Here is a 16,076-nt window from a genome sequence, read left to right as displayed (position 1 = left end):
CCAAAAAGCCCAGTCCGAAAAGTCCTCCGCCCCTAGAGAAGCCCCCTTATTCAAAGTTTAATCCCGCTCGGGAAAGAAGCCGGCCCCATTAATCGTCTCCGAAGAAGAGAAGTATCAGGATCAGGAACAAGGATAAAGGCGAACCTGCCGCGCAAGAATCCTAAACTGGTGTAGACCATATGCTACTCCTCCATTCCCAGTTAGTATTTAACCTACTGTATGTATTCACCCGTCCAGGGGATGGTTACCGTCTTTCCCACTCCCTTCGGTTCATTCCTCCCCGGCAGGGGACGGAACAAGTAAAGTTTGTTGACAGAATGGGCCGGCGGTTGTAGCATATAATTACAAGATAATGGATGCTGTTTTCATAATTTTTTAATATCCTGCGGAGGAATCTATATGCATCCCCTGGTGTTCATTGCCGGTGCGCTGGCCTTAACCATAAGCGAAACCCTGGGGGTCTCCCTTTGGCTTAAAACTCCATGGGTGCCTGCCGCCCTTATTTTTGCCGGGATAAACGGGGTGGCCGTAACTATCCTGTTGCGCTACCTCATTCCGCCCTGCCTCAGCGCTCTAGAGGAAAAGGCCGCACCGGTCGGGGAACCTCCGGTGGACCCTACCTTCCAGATCGCCCACCAGACCCTGCCCTACCTGCGGCGGGGCCTTAACGAGGCTACGGCCGCCAAAACGGCGGAAATCATCCAGAACATTGCCGAAGTAGGGGCTGTAGCCATTACCGACCGGGAAAGGGTGCTGGCCTTCCTGGGTGCCGGCTGTGAAAAGCACCCCCCGGGCGAGCGCATCCTGACCGAGGCCACTAAAGAGGTCCTGGCGACGGGCCGCTACAAGGTCGTTCATACTACCCGGGGCCTTAATTGCCCTCGTTACCATTATTGCGAATGTCCCCTGGCTTCGGCAGTCATCGTCCCCTTAAAATGCCGCGGCGAAATAGTGGGGGCCCTTAAACTCTACCAGACTCAAGAGGGTACGCTCCCTCCCCATGTTATACGCCTGGCCATCGGCCTGGCGGAGCTGTTAAGCCTCCAGATAGAGCTGGCAGAACTGGATCGACAGCGTGAACTGCTGGTAGAGGCGCGGCTGGAAGCTCTGAACGCCCAGATCAATCCTCATTTTTTCTTCAACACCCTCAATACCATAATTAACTTCGTGCGTACCAATCCTGAGCGGGCGCGACGCCTTTTGGTGCGCCTGGCCGGCCTCTTCCGCCAGACTCTCAACCGGCGCAGCAGCTTTACAAGCTTGAGGGAAGAGCTGGCCTACGTTCGCAATTACCTTACCCTGGAGAAGGCCCGCTTCGGCAACAAATTTCGCTATATCCAGGACGTACCTCCCGAACTGCTCGATTACCACCTCCCGGTACTCAGCCTGCAACCCCTGGTAGAAAACGCCGTTAACCACGGCCTCATGCCTAAAGACGGACCGGGGTTGGTCAAGATCACGGCCCGCTTGCGGGGTGGGGAACTGCACATTACGGTGAGTGATAACGGGGTGGGCATTTCCCCCGAAAGACTGTCCCAGGTGCTTAAGCCGGGCTGTGGTTCGGGCAACGGTGTGGGCCTTAGCAATGTTAACCTGCGGTTCCAGAGCCTTTACGGTCCAGAGTACGGGTTAAAACTGAAAAGCGAGGTAAACAAAGGGACCGAAGTATACTTGCGCGTCCCTGTCATCCAATTGCCCAAAGCGGCAGAAGATCCGAGGGAAGCCCTCCTTGCCCCAAACCGCGCAGCGAATTCCAGCTAAGGGGTGAACAATCATGAAGCTGAAGGCTTTAATCGTCGATGACGAATATCCCGCGCGGCAGGAGCTGCGCTTTATGCTTCAAGAATTTAAAGACGTAGAAATTGTGGGCGAAGCCACCAATGCCAAGGAGGCCTTAAGCCTAATAAGCGCGTTGGACTACACGGTAGTCTTCCTGGACATCAACATGCCGGGCATGAACGGCCTGGAGCTTTCGCGGGCCATCCAGGGAAGGCCCAACCCACCTCTGGTTATCTTCGTAACGGCTTATGAAGAGTATGCCTTGCAGGCCTTTGAGGTAAACGCGGTGGATTACTTGTTGAAGCCCTTTGAACCGCGGCGCCTGCGCCAGGCCTTGGATAAAGTCCGCAGGCTGCTGGAACAAGGCCAGGGCCCGCCCCAGGCACCAGCTAAAGAAGCTCCATCCCCTCAAAGAGTCGAGGCCACCTTGAACCGCATCCCCGTGGAGAAGGACGGCAAGACCCTGCTCTTGGACCAGGATGAGCTGTACTACGCCTACACTCAGGACGACGGCGTTTATCTGAAGACCTTTGCCGAACATTATGCCAGCCGGTTTACCCTGAAGGAGCTGTTAACGCGCCTGGACCCGAAAATCTTTTTCCGGACCCACCGCTGTTATATCGTTAACCTTACCAAGGTCAAAGAGATCGTCCCCTTTTTTAACGGCACTTATACTTTAATCCTGTCCGATAAGCAACACAGCGAGGTGCCGGTCAGCCGCAACCAGGCCGGCCCCCTCAAGGCCCGCCTGGGACTTTAGGGCGCAGAAGGGCAATAAAGTAGAGCAAAGCCGCTATCTGGACCGGTACCGGGACCGCCAGCCCTCTAGGCTGGAGGGAGAAAAAGAAACCTTTAGGCCTCCAAGGGGTACCCATATACGCTTAGGGCCTACCCCGCATTGCCGGAGCAAGCCCTAAAAGCAGTTCCCTAGTAATAAACCTTAAAACTGTTACCGCCTTACCACGGTACCGGTCCACGCCTGCTATTCCTTAATCTGGCACACTAATTCCTTTAATAGATTTTCATCCTGGTCCACGAAGCGGACGGTCAACCTGCCGCCGGAAACACCCGACACCAGTCCCCGCTCAATACGAGCGGCCGCTTCCGGATAAGTAAAGGCCTCTGTAACGATTTGGCCGGGCCCGGGAGAAACCCGGTGAACCTTCACCAAAAGGATGTCCCCTTGGCGAAGAATGCTGCTGAAATGTATGCTATAGCCCCCCGTTGGAGCTTCACCGAGGTAGGCCCAGAGGACCAGATATTTCTCGTAGTCTGTTTGGGGCGGCGGTAAGACCGTTTGCTGCGGAGGTTTGCTCAATTTCACCTCCGGGGACTGGATAACGGCAAAGTCCTGATAGGGCAGGTCAACAGAGAGGTGCCATTGGCCCTGAACCGGTTCCGGAGTCACCCACTCACTACCTTTTAAGACCTCAAAGGGAAGCTCCCGGTCCCCTATGTAAATGCCCTGCTCGCTTGCATCCCATATGATGTTTTCCCCCAGTAGTTCTGCCAAAATTCTTACCGGTACTAATGTACGGCCTTCCACGATCCTGGATGGTATCTCCAGCTGTACCGGCTGGTCGTTAAGGTAGGCAGTAGTGCCACCAACGGCAAGAACCAGGTTAATATCTCCCCTGGTGACGGTTACCGTCCGCGCGCTGGGGCTCCAGACCACCTGTGCTCCCAACTTTGCGGCTACCGGGCGGACGGCCACGAAAGCCCGGCCGTTATCCAGTTGGGGAGCCACCTCGAATTCGATTTTCTCATCCTGAACTACGACTTCCAGGGCATGAGCAGGGATACTAGTTAAGATCAGCACCGCCAGGGCAACGAAGATGAGAAGAAGTATTCTCTTTATCATTTAACATTACCACCTCCAATAATAAGGACGTCTCCCGGCGGCCGAAGGTTCCCACGCCATCACCCCTTTCGTTGACTTTCTTCCCGGGCTTATTATAATATAGGCCGCAGGGAGGCTTGAAGAGGTGTACTGGCGAGAAGAAATCAGACGAGGCCTGCAGGGTGCCTTGCCCATTGTCCTCGGCTATTTGCCCCTGGGCTTCGTCTACGGAGTGCTGGCCCGGGAGGCCGGCCTGGACCTGCTCAACACCGTGCTTATGTCCCTTTTCGTATACGCCGGCTCAGCCCAATTTATCGCCGTAAGTCTCCTGGCCGGGGGCGCGGCCGCGCCCTCCATAATCTTTACCGTTTTCCTGGTTAATCTGCGTCACCTACTCATGAGCGCTTCCCTGGCCCCTTATCTCCGCCGCCATCACCCGGGCCTTCTGGCCCTCCTCTCTGCAGAGATCACCGACGAAACCTTTGCCATGGCCATGGCCCATTACGCCCACCATAAGCCTAGCCTTTTCTATCATTTTGCCCTGCACCTGGCCTCCCACTCTTCCTGGGTCCTGGCTTCCCTCCTAGGGGGATTAACGGGTAACATCCTCGGAGATCCCGGCCGCTTGGGTTTTAACTTTGCCCTGCCGGCCATGTTTATCATCTTACTTATCCTGCAGCTCAAGGATAAAAGGACCCTGCTGGTGGCAGGGGTCGCCGCATCTTTATCCGTTGCCATTGCCCTCCACTTGCCGGGCAACTGGAACATTATCCTGGCCGCCTGTGCGGCGGCTACCATAGGGGTCGCTTTGGAACCATGGATAAAAACATCTGGCTAGTTATTATCGGTATGGCCTTAGTTACCTACCTACCTCGTATGTTACCCCTGGTACTGCTCAGCCGCGTTCGGCTGCCGGACATATTTTTGCGCTGGCTGGGCTATATCCCTGCGGCCGTGCTGGCCGCCCTGCTGGCGCCTGCTTTATTCCTCCCGGAGGGGAAATTGGCCCTGGCAGGAAATCCCTACCTCCTGGCAGCCATACCCACCAGCCTGGTAGCTTTAAAGACGCACAGTATAGCCCTAACCATCTTATCGGGCATGCTGGCCATGATTGTCTTCCAACACGTGGGGAGCTAGGTAGGAGTTTTATGTCTAATGATTCCGGAAGGGGGAGACGGTTTGAAGGAGGAAGACAAGGGCATTGCGCGTAAAGCCCTGGAAATGCCGCCATTTATTGTGATGGACATCCTGGAAAAAGCCCAGGGAATGGAAGCACGTGGGGCGGACATCGTCCACTTGGAAATCGGGGAACCCGATTTCCCGACACCGGAGCCCATTAAAGAAGCGGCCTGGCGCGCTTTAAAAGAAGGTGATACCCATTACACCCACAGCCTGGGAAAACCGGAGCTCAGGGAAGAAATAGCCCGTCACTACCACAAGAAATACGGGGTAAAGATATCGCCGGAGCAGATAGTGGTCACTTCCGGCACCTCACCGGCTTTGTTATTAACCTTGAGCGTGCTTCTGGAAAGAGAGGACGAAGTCATTCTTTCTGACCCCCATTATGCCTGTTATCCCAATTTTGTCCGTTACACCGAGGGTAGGCCGGTTTTTGTTCCGGTGAGGGAAGAAGATGGCTTCAAGTACCGGGTCGAAGATATCCGCCCCCATTTAAGCCCTAGAACCAAAGCCATCATGGTCAATTCCCCCGCCAATCCTACGGGTACCGTCTTTAGCGCGACCGATTTAAAGGCCCTTTCAGAGCTGGGCCCTTACATTATTTCGGATGAGATATACCACGGGCTGGTGTACGAAGGCCGGGAGCATACCATCCTGGAGTTCTCCGACCGCGCCTTTGTCATCAACGGCTTCTCCAAACTCTACGCCATGACCGGCTGGCGCCTGGGGTATGTCATCGCCCCGCCTCCCTTCGTCCGTGCCCTGCAGAAACTGCAGCAGAACCTTTTCATCTGTGCGGGTTCCTTTGTGCAGGCCGCGGCTGTTGCCGCCCTGCGGGAATGTGACGAATACGTAGCCGAAATGGTCCGGATTTACGATGCACGCCGTCGTTACCTCCTGGGGAGGCTTAAGGCCATGGGGATCGCCACCCAGGTAGAACCCACCGGAGCTTTTTATGCCCTGGCCAACGTAAAAAAATACACAAGGGACTCTTACTCCTTTGCCCTGGAAATATTAGAAAAGACGGGGGTAGCCCTGACCCCTGGCATCGACTTTGGCCGCAATTGTGAAGGATATTTGCGTATTTCCTATGCCAATTCGCTGGAAAATATAAAGGAAGGCCTGGACCGGCTGGAGCGCTTCCTGGAGGAAAAATCCGGAGCAACAAGATAATGGTTAAAACCAACCTTTTCTGCCCAATCAACCAATCCAGCAAGGCTTATACGATGGTAAAGATAGCCAAGTAGAAAAAAGCCTGGCTGCTCGGCCAGGCCCCTAGGATGAATTACTAGGCGGATAAAGTCTTAATCCGCTCCTCAACGATTCCCGGGGATAATCCCTCCAGGGATAAAACTTGGGCGATAGCGCCGTCCTGCATGAGGACCACGCAAGGCTCTCCCTTGGCCCCCAACCTTTCGGCCAGACTCTTGGATTTGTATACATCGATTTTGCTGAGTTTGATCTGGGGATGTCTCTTAACGAGATCTTCTATAATCGGCATCCAACTCCGGCAGCAGGCGTCGGTGGGATCGTAACAAAAAACCAACTGCGGCCCTCGAACATCCCGGAATTCGCTGTTAAAATAGTCGGTTTCCGCGATATAGCGTTCGGCCATAAAGCCGGCCACTGCTCCATCCCCCACGGCCGTGGCCACCTGGCGCAGGATTTTTTCCCGGACATCGCCCGCCGCAAACACGCCGGGAATGTTGGTCTGCATCATTTCATCGGTAAGGATGTAACCGCGCTCGTTCATGTCCAAGATGCCGCGGAAGATTGCGGTATCCGGCTCATAGCCGATAAAGAGGAAACAGCCGTCCACCCTGACCGGGAGCCTTTCGCCGGTCTTGATGTTCTTAAGGATGACCGTCTCCAGGGTCTCTTCTCCTACAAATTCATCCACCATGGTATTCCATATAAAATGGATTTTCTCATTTTTGAGGGCCTGTTCCTGGGCCACCTTGTTGGCGTCCATGATGCCCTCCTCGTGGATGACCGAAATATATACCTTGCTGGCAAACTTGGTCAGGAAGATGGCTTCTTCGATGGCCGCATCCCCGCTGCCCACTACCATGACTTCTTTGCCTGTATAATAGGCCGCGTCACAGGTGGCGCAGAAGGAAATGCCCTTGCCAAAGAGGAATTTTTCTTCCCCCTTGGCGCCTGTCAAGCGGGGTTTACCACCGGTAGCTATGATGACCGCTTTAGCATGGTAGTCAGTGCGGAAGGTCTTTACTACCTTAGTCTCCCCTTCCAGGTCCACTTCTTTTACTTCAGCCAGCTTTATCTTGACGTTAAATTTCTTGGCCTGCTGCTCGAAAAGCTGCATGAGGCCCTGGCCGGTAGTGCCCTCGGGAAAGCCGGGGTAATTTTCAATCTCGTTGGTATAAGTAGCCAAGCCCCCCAGCAACGTTTTCTCCAGTAACATAGTCTTGAGGCGGGCCCGACCGGTATAAATGGCCGCCGTCATCCCGGCTGCGCCCCCGCCGATAATAACTACATCATATTCTTCGATCCTTTTTTCTCCCACGGACCCTTGCCTCCCCTCTCCTCAAAAAATATCGCCCAGGCAGTGGGACCCTTCCGGCTGCCTGACGGTTGCTAAATAAGGTATCTGGTGAGGATCCGGGAACCGAAGAAGGCACCTACAAAAAGGAACACCATAAACACCCAGCCGTGAAGCGACATCGAAGCCGTGCCGCTAAACAGTGCCCCAATGTTTCAGCCGTAGGCAATCCGGGCGCCGTAGCCCATTAAGATTCCGCCGCCGACTGCCCCAATTACCTGTTTGTAGTTTTTAATCTTTTTAATCCTGAACTGGGAGGCTAGCAAAGTAGCTAAAAGGGCTCCCAGGATAATACCTATGTTCATAATAGAACCGCCGTCGTTGAGGAAACCGTCGGCCAGCATCTTGGCATTGGCTGGAGACTGGTAAAAAGCCCAATTTTCCGGGTGAAAGCCTAAAGCCTTGGCAATCCAGGCGCCCCAGTTGGTAAAAGCAGTAGTAATCCCCAGCGGCACCCCGAAGGTGACAAAATGGGTGATATTCAAAATGCCCAGCAAAATTCCACCCAGCCAGTAGGGTAAAGCCTCCTTCAAAAGAGCGTTTTTTAACTTTTGCACCTCTTCCCGGTACCTGCTCATTGTTCTGCCTCCTTTCCCAAGGGTGAGTTTAGGAATTACCCGCCAACTTTACTTGGTCTTCTCGATTATAATATCCCAGCGCCCTTCTTCCACTTCTTCCAGTTCTACATTGTAGCCCTGTTTCCGGGCCCATTCGGGCACATTTTTCATGGCACAGCTATGATCCACCTGGACGATGAGGATGTCCCCCACCTTGAGTTCCTTCATCTTTTTCTCCGTGCGGATTAAGGGGACGGGACAGGCTTCTCCCAGGGCATCCAAAACATATTCGGCCATATCAATCTACCTCCCAAAACTTTAAAGTATTTTCTCTTATTCCACTTTGCGGTATTCCCACCAAGTGGCCAGCCAATACAAGGCACCCAACAGGGCGAGCTGGCCAAAGAAGGCCAAAGGCCATCCTAAAACATTGGGCAAAAATACGGCGGGCGAAGACTTGACGGAAAAGCCCTGCCACCAGCCCAAATGTATGGCCCCCAGCACGGAACCCACGACAAAGAATACCAGGGTCACCATGAGCATTACGAAACCCTCGCCTACCCTCATGAGGGTACCCGAGGCGCAGCCCCCGGCGATAACCATGCCGATGCCGAAGAGGACCGCCCCTACCACCGTGTGGAGGCCCACAGGGCTGATCAGCCCGGGAATGGGGTTGCCGCCCATGTAGGCAGAAAATTGGAAGCCGGCAAAGCCCACGGTGGCCACGGCGATGGCTATGAGGACGGCCCGGGCCAAAGAGGTGCTTCCGGTGAGTACTGGATCGCGCATGGAAGCGGTAAAGCAGAATCGGGAACGCTGGAGGATCAGGCCAAAGGCAATACCGATGATCCATTTGGCCGCTAGGCTGATTTTCAGGCTGCCCAAGTAGATCCCCAGCACCACCACCAGAGCCAGGACGGCCAACCCGTAGGCCAGCTGGCTCTTCTTCGGCCGGGCCCGCGAACTTACCCGGGATCGAAGGGAAACTTCACTTTGTGACATTTTTGCACCTCCGCCTCGTATAAAACTTGTGAAGGCCTTCACTATCACCACTATAACATTCGCTCCCACCCTTGTAAATTTAGCTTTCCTTATGCTACTATAAGAGTAGCTTATAGCCGGAGTGGGAGAAGATGAACCTCAACTACCTGCGGACTTTTGTGGTCGTCGCCGAAACGGGGAACCTATCGGAAACGGCCCAGCGTCTTTTTCTAACCCAACCGGCCGTGACCCAACAGGTTAAGCACCTGGAAAATCACTTCGCCGTCCAGCTAATCGAGCGCAATAATAGGGGCGTCACCCTCACCGAAGCCGGGGAATTGCTTTATGATTACGCCTGCAGAATTGTGACTCTCTACGACCAATTAGAGGGCAACATAGAAAACCTCCGGGCTTCGGTGAGCGGTAACCTCACCATCGGCGCCACCTCCATTATCGGCAGCTACGCCGTTCCCTGCAGCATCGGGCTCTTTAAGGAAAAATTCCCCGAGGCGCGGCTTAAACTTAAAGTAGGCAACCGCAAGCAGATTATGCACGACTTAAAGGAGGGCTATGTCGATATAGCCCTAATCGAGGGAAAGGACTTAAAGGGCCCCTTTGTGAAATGGGAGCTGGCTACCGATGAACTGGTTATCATCGCCCCTAACAAGGACCCCTGGCGGGGGCGGAGTACCCTCACCATGGAGGAATTTAAGGTACAACCCCTCATTATGAGGGAAGCGGATTCGGGCACCCGGCAAGATATTGAAGAAACCCTCCGGTCGGTCAAGGTCGACCCTTCTCAGCTCAACATTATAGTAGAGCTAGCCAATGTGGATTCCATTAAAGCCGCCGTGGAGGCGGGGGTAGGCATCTCTATCATGTCGCGCCTAGCCCTGCGGAAGGAACTCTACACCAAAACATTGCTGGCCCTCCGGCTGGAGGGAATAAACTTTACCCAGAAGATTTACCTGGCCTACTACAAAGAACGGGTGCAGAGCAAGCTGGCCAAGGCCTTCGTTAATTTTCTCCGCTCGCCCAACCGGGGCTTCTGCTAGTTACCTTACCCGCCGGATGATGACCCTCCAGATGCCCGTATCTACTTCTTCTAACTTGGTCTTGTACCCTTTACGCCGCATTTCGTTCATGATGGTAGTAGTGGCGCAACTGTGGTCCGTTTCCAGGATGATCTCGTCTCCCATCTCAAGCTCCTTTAACTTCTCCCGCACTTTGATGTTGGGAACCGGGCACATCTCCCCTAGGCTGTCGATAAAGTATTCCGCCAATGTCGCTCCCTCCCCGTCTTCAAAGTGAGTCTAAGCGGGCGGGGGAGCCGCCCGCCGCTACCTTTACCCCAGAAAATAAGCCACCACGGCCACGGCCATGAGAGCTGTTTCCGGGCCGGCCAGCATCCGGAGCACTTTTAGTAAATCGGCTTTAAAGAAGTCCACCGTCAACGCCAGGCAGAGGTGGAGGGGGGTTAACATGGTACCTGTAAACCCGGAAATGAAAATAAATACTACCAAGGGGAGGCCCAGGTGGTCTCCCATGGCGGCAGCTACCAGGGGAAAGACAATACCTACGAAGGCTACCATGAGCCCCGTTAGCATGCCCACCAGGAGGCCCAGCAGACCGAAGACCAGAAAATGGGGAACCGGCAGGGCCGCCAATAAAGGACTCAAACCCTCCACCGCCCGGGTGTCCACCAGCACTTGTTTAAAAACCATGATCCCCCACACTAATACCAGGGTCTTGACGGAGATGGCTTCCCGCAAGAGAAGGTACACCCGCGCCGGGGTGTACCGGTGATACACCAGCAGGCAGACCAGGACTGCTCCCACGGCGGCAGCTACCCCTACGTGGGCTCCCAATACCAGTCCCAGTACCACTAAAATGGGCAGGGTGCTGAGGAAAAGTTCCCGTATCACCTCCCGCCGGTTAGAAGGGACTTCCCCTTCCCTTAAAGGGGCCAACCGCAGCAGAGCGGGTAACCCCAGGAGGATGACCAAAAGGCCGTAGGGCGCCAGGCCAGCTATCAATTGAGGCAGGGGGACTCCGCTCAGCTCGGAAGTCAGGAGTACTCCCGGGTAGAGGGGCAGGAAATACTCCCAGATATGGCGGTAGTAATAATTTACAAAGCTCTTCTGCTCGGCGCTTATCCCGTTGCCGGAGGCTACCTGGCCGACGAGGGGCGCCGAAAAAAGGGCGCCGCCGGCCGATGGCATCAGCCCTATAAAGGCCGGTATAAGGGCTATGATTGCCCGTCGGTCCCGGAACAGCCCCTCCAACCCCCTGAGCATCCTCTGGAGGTACCCCTCCTGGCCCAGGAAATGCTCTAACAACATGATTAACGCCAGAACGGATATCAATTCCCAGGTGGCCGGGCTTTCCGTGGCCCGCCAGACCATGCCTAAAAAGGCCGCCGGACCGGTACCGTAAAGGGCCGCCAGGAGGACGGCTCCTCCCAGCATCACCGGTCCCAAGGGTGCCCGTCTTACCAGCAAAAACACTATTAAACTAAAGACCAGCAGCAACTTTAAACCTTCCAAGACTGCTCCCTTCTTCTATCCTGAAGGTTGTCGACCCTGTGGTATATTCTCTATTATACGATCATCTCCGTCCAAAGAGGAGCCCCCTTTCCTCTGGTGTATCTCCACTTTCTCGCCTAGGCCTGCCTTGGTTTTCGCTCGCTCCAAAAACCCTTGGCGGGCCAAACCGGCACTCAGTCTCAAAGCTTTAAGCGGACTTCCCGGCAAGTTCGATATCCTGTCTCAGTTGCCGGCCCCAAGGCTCTTGCGGCCTCGGATCCGCCTCCGTTTTCGGCTTCGTGAATTTGACAGCCGCTCGGGTTTAGTCGCTCGCTTTCAAGCCAAGACAGGCCTCTACCCCAAAAAGTAACGATACGTCAGCCCTTTCCTTAAGACCTCGCCTCCTTGCACCCTTGGCCCGGGTCCTCGTTCACGGGACCGTCCTGCTAGGCAGGTCTCGGGAGTTGCACCGGATCTGTCCTTGTCAGTCCGCGGGATTAAGGATTAAGATATATTATAGACCCCGGGTGGGGCCTGCCCACCCGGGGTCCGCACGAAGGCAATAATAACCGAGAGAAGAGGCGAAAGGAAGTGGAACTCCTGGTAATTAAGGACGGCACGGTGATCGATGGGACCGGCCGTCCTGCTTTTGGGGCCGATGTGGTAGTCGAGGGTGACAAAATCGCCTTTGTAGGACGGGTCGATAATGCGGTGGACGCCCGAGTTATTAACGTCCAAGACCTGGCCATCAGTCCCGGTTTCATCGATTTTCACAGCCATGCCGATGCGGCTTTACTGGAAGATGGCTGGGCGCGGCCCAAGGTTTTACAGGGGGTCACTACTGAAGTAATCGGCAACTGCGGCTTTTCCCTGTCTCCCGTAACGGAGGACAGCCTACCCCAGCTCAAGGCCTATGTAGCACCCATCCTGGGTACCTGGCCCGAAGGCCTTTGTCCGCAAGACGCAACCGGGTATTTTGAAGAGCTTAAGAAACGTGGTACCACGGTAAACGTGGTCTCCTACGTTGGCCACAGCACCGTCCGCCTGGCAGTAATGGGAATGGCCAACCGCGCGGCTAATTCCGAGGAGTTGGAGGCTATGGCCCGGCATGTGGCCCGGGCCATGAAACAGGGTTGCAAGGGCTTGTCATCAGGCTTACTGTATCCCCCGGGCTGCTACGCCCCAACCGAGGAACTTATCTACCTGTCCAGAGTCGTCGGGCGTTACGGAGGTATATACGTTTCCCATGTCCGTGACGAATCAGATGGAGTATTGGAGGCCGTGGCAGAAGCACTGACCATAGGCCGGCAGGCCGGAGTGCCCGTTCATGTTTCCCACCTCAAGGCCTGCGGGCCACGCAACTGGCCGAAAATAGCCCAAGCCCTGGAGATGTTCGACCGGGCCAGGCAAGAGGGGCAGGATGTAACGTGGGATACCTACCCTTACACTGCCGGCTCCACCACGGGAGCCTCCCTCCTTCCCCCCTGGGCCCTGGAGGAAGGAGTGACGTCCCTGCCCCAACGGCTGCAAAGGGAACCCCTACGGGCCGCCATCAAAGAAGCGTGGCGGAAGGGTATACCCGGGTGGGACAATATGGTTGGCTCCCTGGGCTTCGACCGCTTAGTGATCAATGCCGTGTCTCAGCCCTTCAACCGGCCTTTTGCGGGTTACAGCATCGCCCAGATTGCACAAGCACGCGGCATTAGCCCCGAAGACGCCCTCCTGGACCTTCTGGCTACGGAAGGCGGTCATTTAGCCATAGAGACTTATCATGCCAGCGAAGATACCCTGGGGGCCATCCTGGCGCACCCGATAACTATGATAGGGAGCGACGGAATTTATTCCGGGAGCCTGGCCCACCCTAGATTATGCGGTACCTTTCCCCGGGTGCTGGGGCGCTACGTGCGGGAGCAAAAAGTCTTGACCTGGGAGCAATCCGTAGCCAAAATGACTTGCCTCCCGGCCCAGCGGTTACACCTGGCCGGCCGCGGGTGCGTGAGGGTAGGCTACTTTGCCGATTTGGTGCTCTTTGACCCCTCCTCCATCGGCGATAGAGCCACCTTTACCCATCCATATCTGCCGCCCCGCGGCATTAAGGGAGTAATCGTCAACGGAGAGGTGACCGTCTGGGAGGGACAAATAACCGGAAGGAGGCCGGGGCGGATCTTGTAGCCCACGGCCTCCGCTTTCCGGTGTCCTCTCCCGGTCTCAGTTATCAATAGCCATGGCCGGATAATAGTCGTCCAGCCCGACCCGCCTAATCCACCTACTCGGGCAAAACGGATTTATGGTAGCGAACATCTAGGGGTGATGCTACCTATGCGAATATCCCAAATAATTGTCATCAGTGCTTTTGCCGACCGTCAGAATCGTCTACAGTCGTACCAGGCAGGAGCAGATATCTTTTTAAGTAAACCCATCGATATCCAAGAGCCTTTACTCATAATCAGAAGCTAAGTAAGCTCTCCTGAAGGAAGCCCGGGAAAAAGATGATCATAGGCCTCTTCCCGTCCCAGAAAAGACCAGGGCCTCCCGGTCTACCTGCTCTCTCCGACCGAAGCTGAAGATTACTTTAGCTTTCTGGTAGCTAGCTTCGGGCCCCAAACATTGTGGGCCAGCTGGGTGTAATCTACGAAAGTGCCGTCTTTGTTCTTACGGGAAACAGTTCGTATGTATATCTCGATATTATTGCGCATGTACCACATCATCAAGCTTTAGCGGACAGTGCTGGGTTATCCTTTTGCCCTTCCGGTGTCCCCCGAGTTCGACAGTTGCTAGGCAAAAATGGGTGCTTTTTAGATGAAGAAGCCTTATAAATCAAGGGTTTTCGGTTTCGGGGAAGTCCAAAAATGAAAAACTGTATAGGCACACGATTGAGAGTTTATCCCTTGATGATAAGGTAGTACATGGGCTATAATATAGACATGTACATACGAACTGTTTCCCGCAAGAACAAGGACGGCTCTGTTGTCCGTTATATTCAGCTGGCCCACAACGTCTGGGACCCTAAAGCCGGCTACCCGAAAGCTAAAGTACTCTACAACTTCGGCCGTGAAGAGGAGGTAGACCGGGAAGCCCTGGTCCGCCTGGTAAAGAGTATTACGCGTTTTTTGGGACCGGAAGAGGCTTTATGCACCCAGGCAGAGTTAAATGGCGGCACTCCCCTGAAATTCATCTCCAGCCGGCCTATGGGTGGCGTCTGGGTGTTAAACGAGCTCTGGAACCGGCTGGGTATCAACCGGGTTTTGGCCGGATTGCTGGCCAAACGTAAGTTCCAGGCGCCGGTCGAACGGGCCATTTTCGCTATGGTAGCCAACCGGGCTTTGAACCCAGCCAGTAAACTTAAGACCGAGGATTGGGTCAGCCACGATGTTTTCATTCCCGGCCTTGCGGAGGTGCCGGTGCAAAACCTTTACCGGGCCATGGACTTCTTACTGGAAGCTGCTGAAGAACTGCAAAAGGATATCTTCTTCTCCGTGGCCCACCTCTTTAACCTGGAAGTCGATCTCTTATACTTCGATACCACCTCAACCTACTTTGAAGTAGAGGAAGAGGATAATCCTGAAGATAACAAGCAGCACTTACGCCGTAAAGGCAACTTTAAGGACCACCGGCCGGATTTACCGCAAGCTGTAATAGGTCTGGCTGTCACGAGGGGAGGCCTACCGGTACGCTGCTGGGTCTGGCCGGGCAATACCGCCGACATGGCGGTAATCGAGCAAGTCAAAAAGGACCTGGTGGGCTGGCAACTGGGCCGGGTCATCACCGTTGTTGACCGCGGTTTTGCTTCGGAAGATAATCTCCGTTACCTCCAGCGCGCCGGCGGCCATTATATTGCCGGTGAAAAGATGCGCGGCGGCAAAGATACAGTGGCAGAGGCCCTGGCCCGGCCGGGCCGTTACAAAACCGTCAGAGATAACCTTGAAGTTAAAGAAGTTATTGTCGGCGACGGTGAAAAAAGGGTACGGTATATCCTGGTACGCAACCCTAAAGAAGCAGAAAAAGACAGACTGGAGCGTGAGGAAATCCTGGCCCGCCTCAAAGAAGAACTAAGGGCTATCGGGGACCTTAAAGGCGAACCCCATACCAAAGCCTGTTGTCAACTCATCGCCCACCCCACCTATGGCCGCTATCTCAAGACCGACAAGAAGGGTCAACCGTATGTCGATATGGCCAAGGTAAAAGCCGAAGAAAAGCTGGACGGCAAATACCTGTTAAGAACCTCTGACGATACCTTAAGTGCTGAAGACGTAGCCCTGGGATATAAGCAGCTTCTCGAAGTAGAAGACGCCTTCCGCACCATGAAGCAGTCGCTAGAGCTGCGGCCTATTTATCATCGTCTGAGCGACCGCATCCATGCCCACGTCCTCCTGTGCTGGCTAGGGCTGCTCCTAATCCGGGTAGCTGAAACGAAAGTGCAGGATAGCTGGCGGAACATCCGCCAGACCCTAGAACGCATGCACCTGGGCGAATTTGTTGGTCCTGAGGGCAGGGTCCTTCAAAGGACGGAAACAACCCCACCACAGCAGCATATCTTTAAGGCCCTCGGGATAAAGGAGCCGCCGCAAATAATCGCGGTTGAAATAAAAGGCCAAAAGCAGTCCCTAGTAACACGAGCTCAAAAAGCCGATCCCTGAAACCCTTGCGCAACA

General features: G+C 54.8%; 14 protein-coding genes and 1 pseudogene. 8 read left to right on the top strand and 7 right to left on the bottom strand.

Going from position 1 to position 16,076, the window contains the following annotated elements; all coding sequences use genetic code 11:
- The first annotated feature begins 399 nt into the window (after positions 1-399).
- Together TAMC210_RS01735 and TAMC210_RS01730 are read left to right on the top strand one after the other, a co-directional pair.
- On the top strand, positions 400-1,761 hold the full coding sequence (locus tag TAMC210_RS01735) for a histidine kinase (protein ID WP_173297083.1): 1,362 nt from the start codon (positions 400-402) through the stop codon (positions 1,759-1,761).
- Between the two features lie 13 nt (positions 1,762-1,774).
- The gene (locus TAMC210_RS01730) at positions 1,775-2,539 is read left to right on the top strand and encodes a LytR/AlgR family response regulator transcription factor (protein WP_173297082.1); all 765 of its coding nucleotides are present in this window, start codon (positions 1,775-1,777) and stop codon (positions 2,537-2,539) included.
- 222 nt (positions 2,540-2,761) lie between these two features.
- Here the strand turns inward: TAMC210_RS01730 and TAMC210_RS01725 are convergent, their stop codons facing one another.
- Positions 2,762-3,640, bottom strand: a complete 879-nt coding sequence (locus TAMC210_RS01725; protein ID WP_173297081.1) for a stalk domain-containing protein — start codon at positions 3,638-3,640, stop codon at positions 2,762-2,764.
- Between the two features lie 124 nt (positions 3,641-3,764).
- Between TAMC210_RS01725 and TAMC210_RS01720 the strand changes: the two genes are divergently transcribed.
- From TAMC210_RS01720 to TAMC210_RS01710, 3 genes are read left to right on the top strand one after another with little or no spacing between them, the layout of a single operon-like run.
- Entirely contained in the window at positions 3,765-4,457 is a 693-nt protein-coding gene (locus TAMC210_RS01720; RefSeq protein WP_173297080.1) for an AzlC family ABC transporter permease, read from the top strand.
- Positions 4,436-4,756, top strand: coding sequence for an AzlD domain-containing protein (locus tag TAMC210_RS01715; RefSeq protein ID WP_173297079.1), 321 nt, complete (start codon positions 4,436-4,438; stop codon positions 4,754-4,756). Before TAMC210_RS01720 ends, TAMC210_RS01715 begins: the two co-directional genes overlap by 22 nt.
- Before the next feature lie 18 nt (positions 4,757-4,774).
- Entirely contained in the window at positions 4,775-5,971 is a 1,197-nt protein-coding gene (locus TAMC210_RS01710; RefSeq protein WP_173297078.1) for a pyridoxal phosphate-dependent aminotransferase, read from the top strand.
- A 115-nt stretch (positions 5,972-6,086) separates the two neighbouring features.
- Here the strand turns inward: TAMC210_RS01710 and TAMC210_RS01705 are convergent, their stop codons facing one another.
- The 4 genes and pseudogenes from TAMC210_RS01705 to TAMC210_RS01690 form a co-directional block, all read right to left on the bottom strand.
- Positions 6,087-7,265, bottom strand: a complete 1,179-nt coding sequence (locus TAMC210_RS01705) for an FAD-dependent oxidoreductase (RefSeq protein ID WP_173297514.1) — start codon at positions 7,263-7,265, stop codon at positions 6,087-6,089.
- Positions 7,266-7,396: 131 nt separating this feature from the next.
- Positions 7,397-7,939, bottom strand: a pseudogene (locus TAMC210_RS01700) (YeeE/YedE thiosulfate transporter family protein).
- 48 nt (positions 7,940-7,987) lie between these two features.
- On the bottom strand, positions 7,988-8,215 hold the full coding sequence (locus TAMC210_RS01695) for a sulfurtransferase TusA family protein (protein WP_173297077.1): 228 nt from the start codon (positions 8,213-8,215) through the stop codon (positions 7,988-7,990).
- A gap of 36 nt (positions 8,216-8,251) precedes the next feature.
- Positions 8,252-8,920, bottom strand: a complete 669-nt coding sequence (locus TAMC210_RS01690) for a YeeE/YedE thiosulfate transporter family protein (RefSeq protein ID WP_173297076.1) — start codon at positions 8,918-8,920, stop codon at positions 8,252-8,254.
- A 131-nt stretch (positions 8,921-9,051) separates the two neighbouring features.
- On the opposite strand from TAMC210_RS01690, the gene TAMC210_RS01685 reads away from it, so the two are divergent.
- Positions 9,052-9,954 carry a selenium metabolism-associated LysR family transcriptional regulator gene (locus TAMC210_RS01685; RefSeq protein WP_173297075.1) on the top strand — a complete coding sequence of 301 codons (903 nt, stop codon included), beginning with the start codon at positions 9,052-9,054 and terminating at the stop codon, positions 9,952-9,954.
- Here the strand turns inward: TAMC210_RS01685 and TAMC210_RS01680 are convergent, their stop codons facing one another.
- Positions 9,955-10,182 carry a sulfurtransferase TusA family protein gene (locus tag TAMC210_RS01680; RefSeq protein WP_173297074.1) on the bottom strand — a complete coding sequence of 76 codons (228 nt, stop codon included), beginning with the start codon at positions 10,180-10,182 and terminating at the stop codon, positions 9,955-9,957.
- Between the two features lie 63 nt (positions 10,183-10,245).
- A complete protein-coding gene (locus TAMC210_RS01675; RefSeq protein WP_173297073.1) occupies positions 10,246-11,445 on the bottom strand; it encodes a DUF401 family protein in 1,200 nt (399 codons plus the stop codon).
- A gap of 570 nt (positions 11,446-12,015) precedes the next feature.
- Here TAMC210_RS01675 and TAMC210_RS01670 point away from each other — a divergent pair.
- Entirely contained in the window at positions 12,016-13,596 is a 1,581-nt protein-coding gene (locus tag TAMC210_RS01670; protein ID WP_173297072.1) for an N-acyl-D-amino-acid deacylase family protein, read from the top strand.
- Between the two features lie 752 nt (positions 13,597-14,348).
- Positions 14,349-16,061, top strand: coding sequence for an IS1634 family transposase (locus TAMC210_RS01665; RefSeq protein WP_173297513.1), 1,713 nt, complete (start codon positions 14,349-14,351; stop codon positions 16,059-16,061).
- The last annotated feature ends 15 nt before the right edge of the window (positions 16,062-16,076 follow it).

Source organism: Thermanaeromonas sp. C210 (assembly GCF_013167955.1).
In the GTDB taxonomy this organism is placed as follows: domain Bacteria; phylum Bacillota; class DSM-521; order Neomoorellales; family Neomoorellaceae; genus UBA12545.
This window is presented reverse-complemented; position numbering and strand designations above follow the sequence as displayed.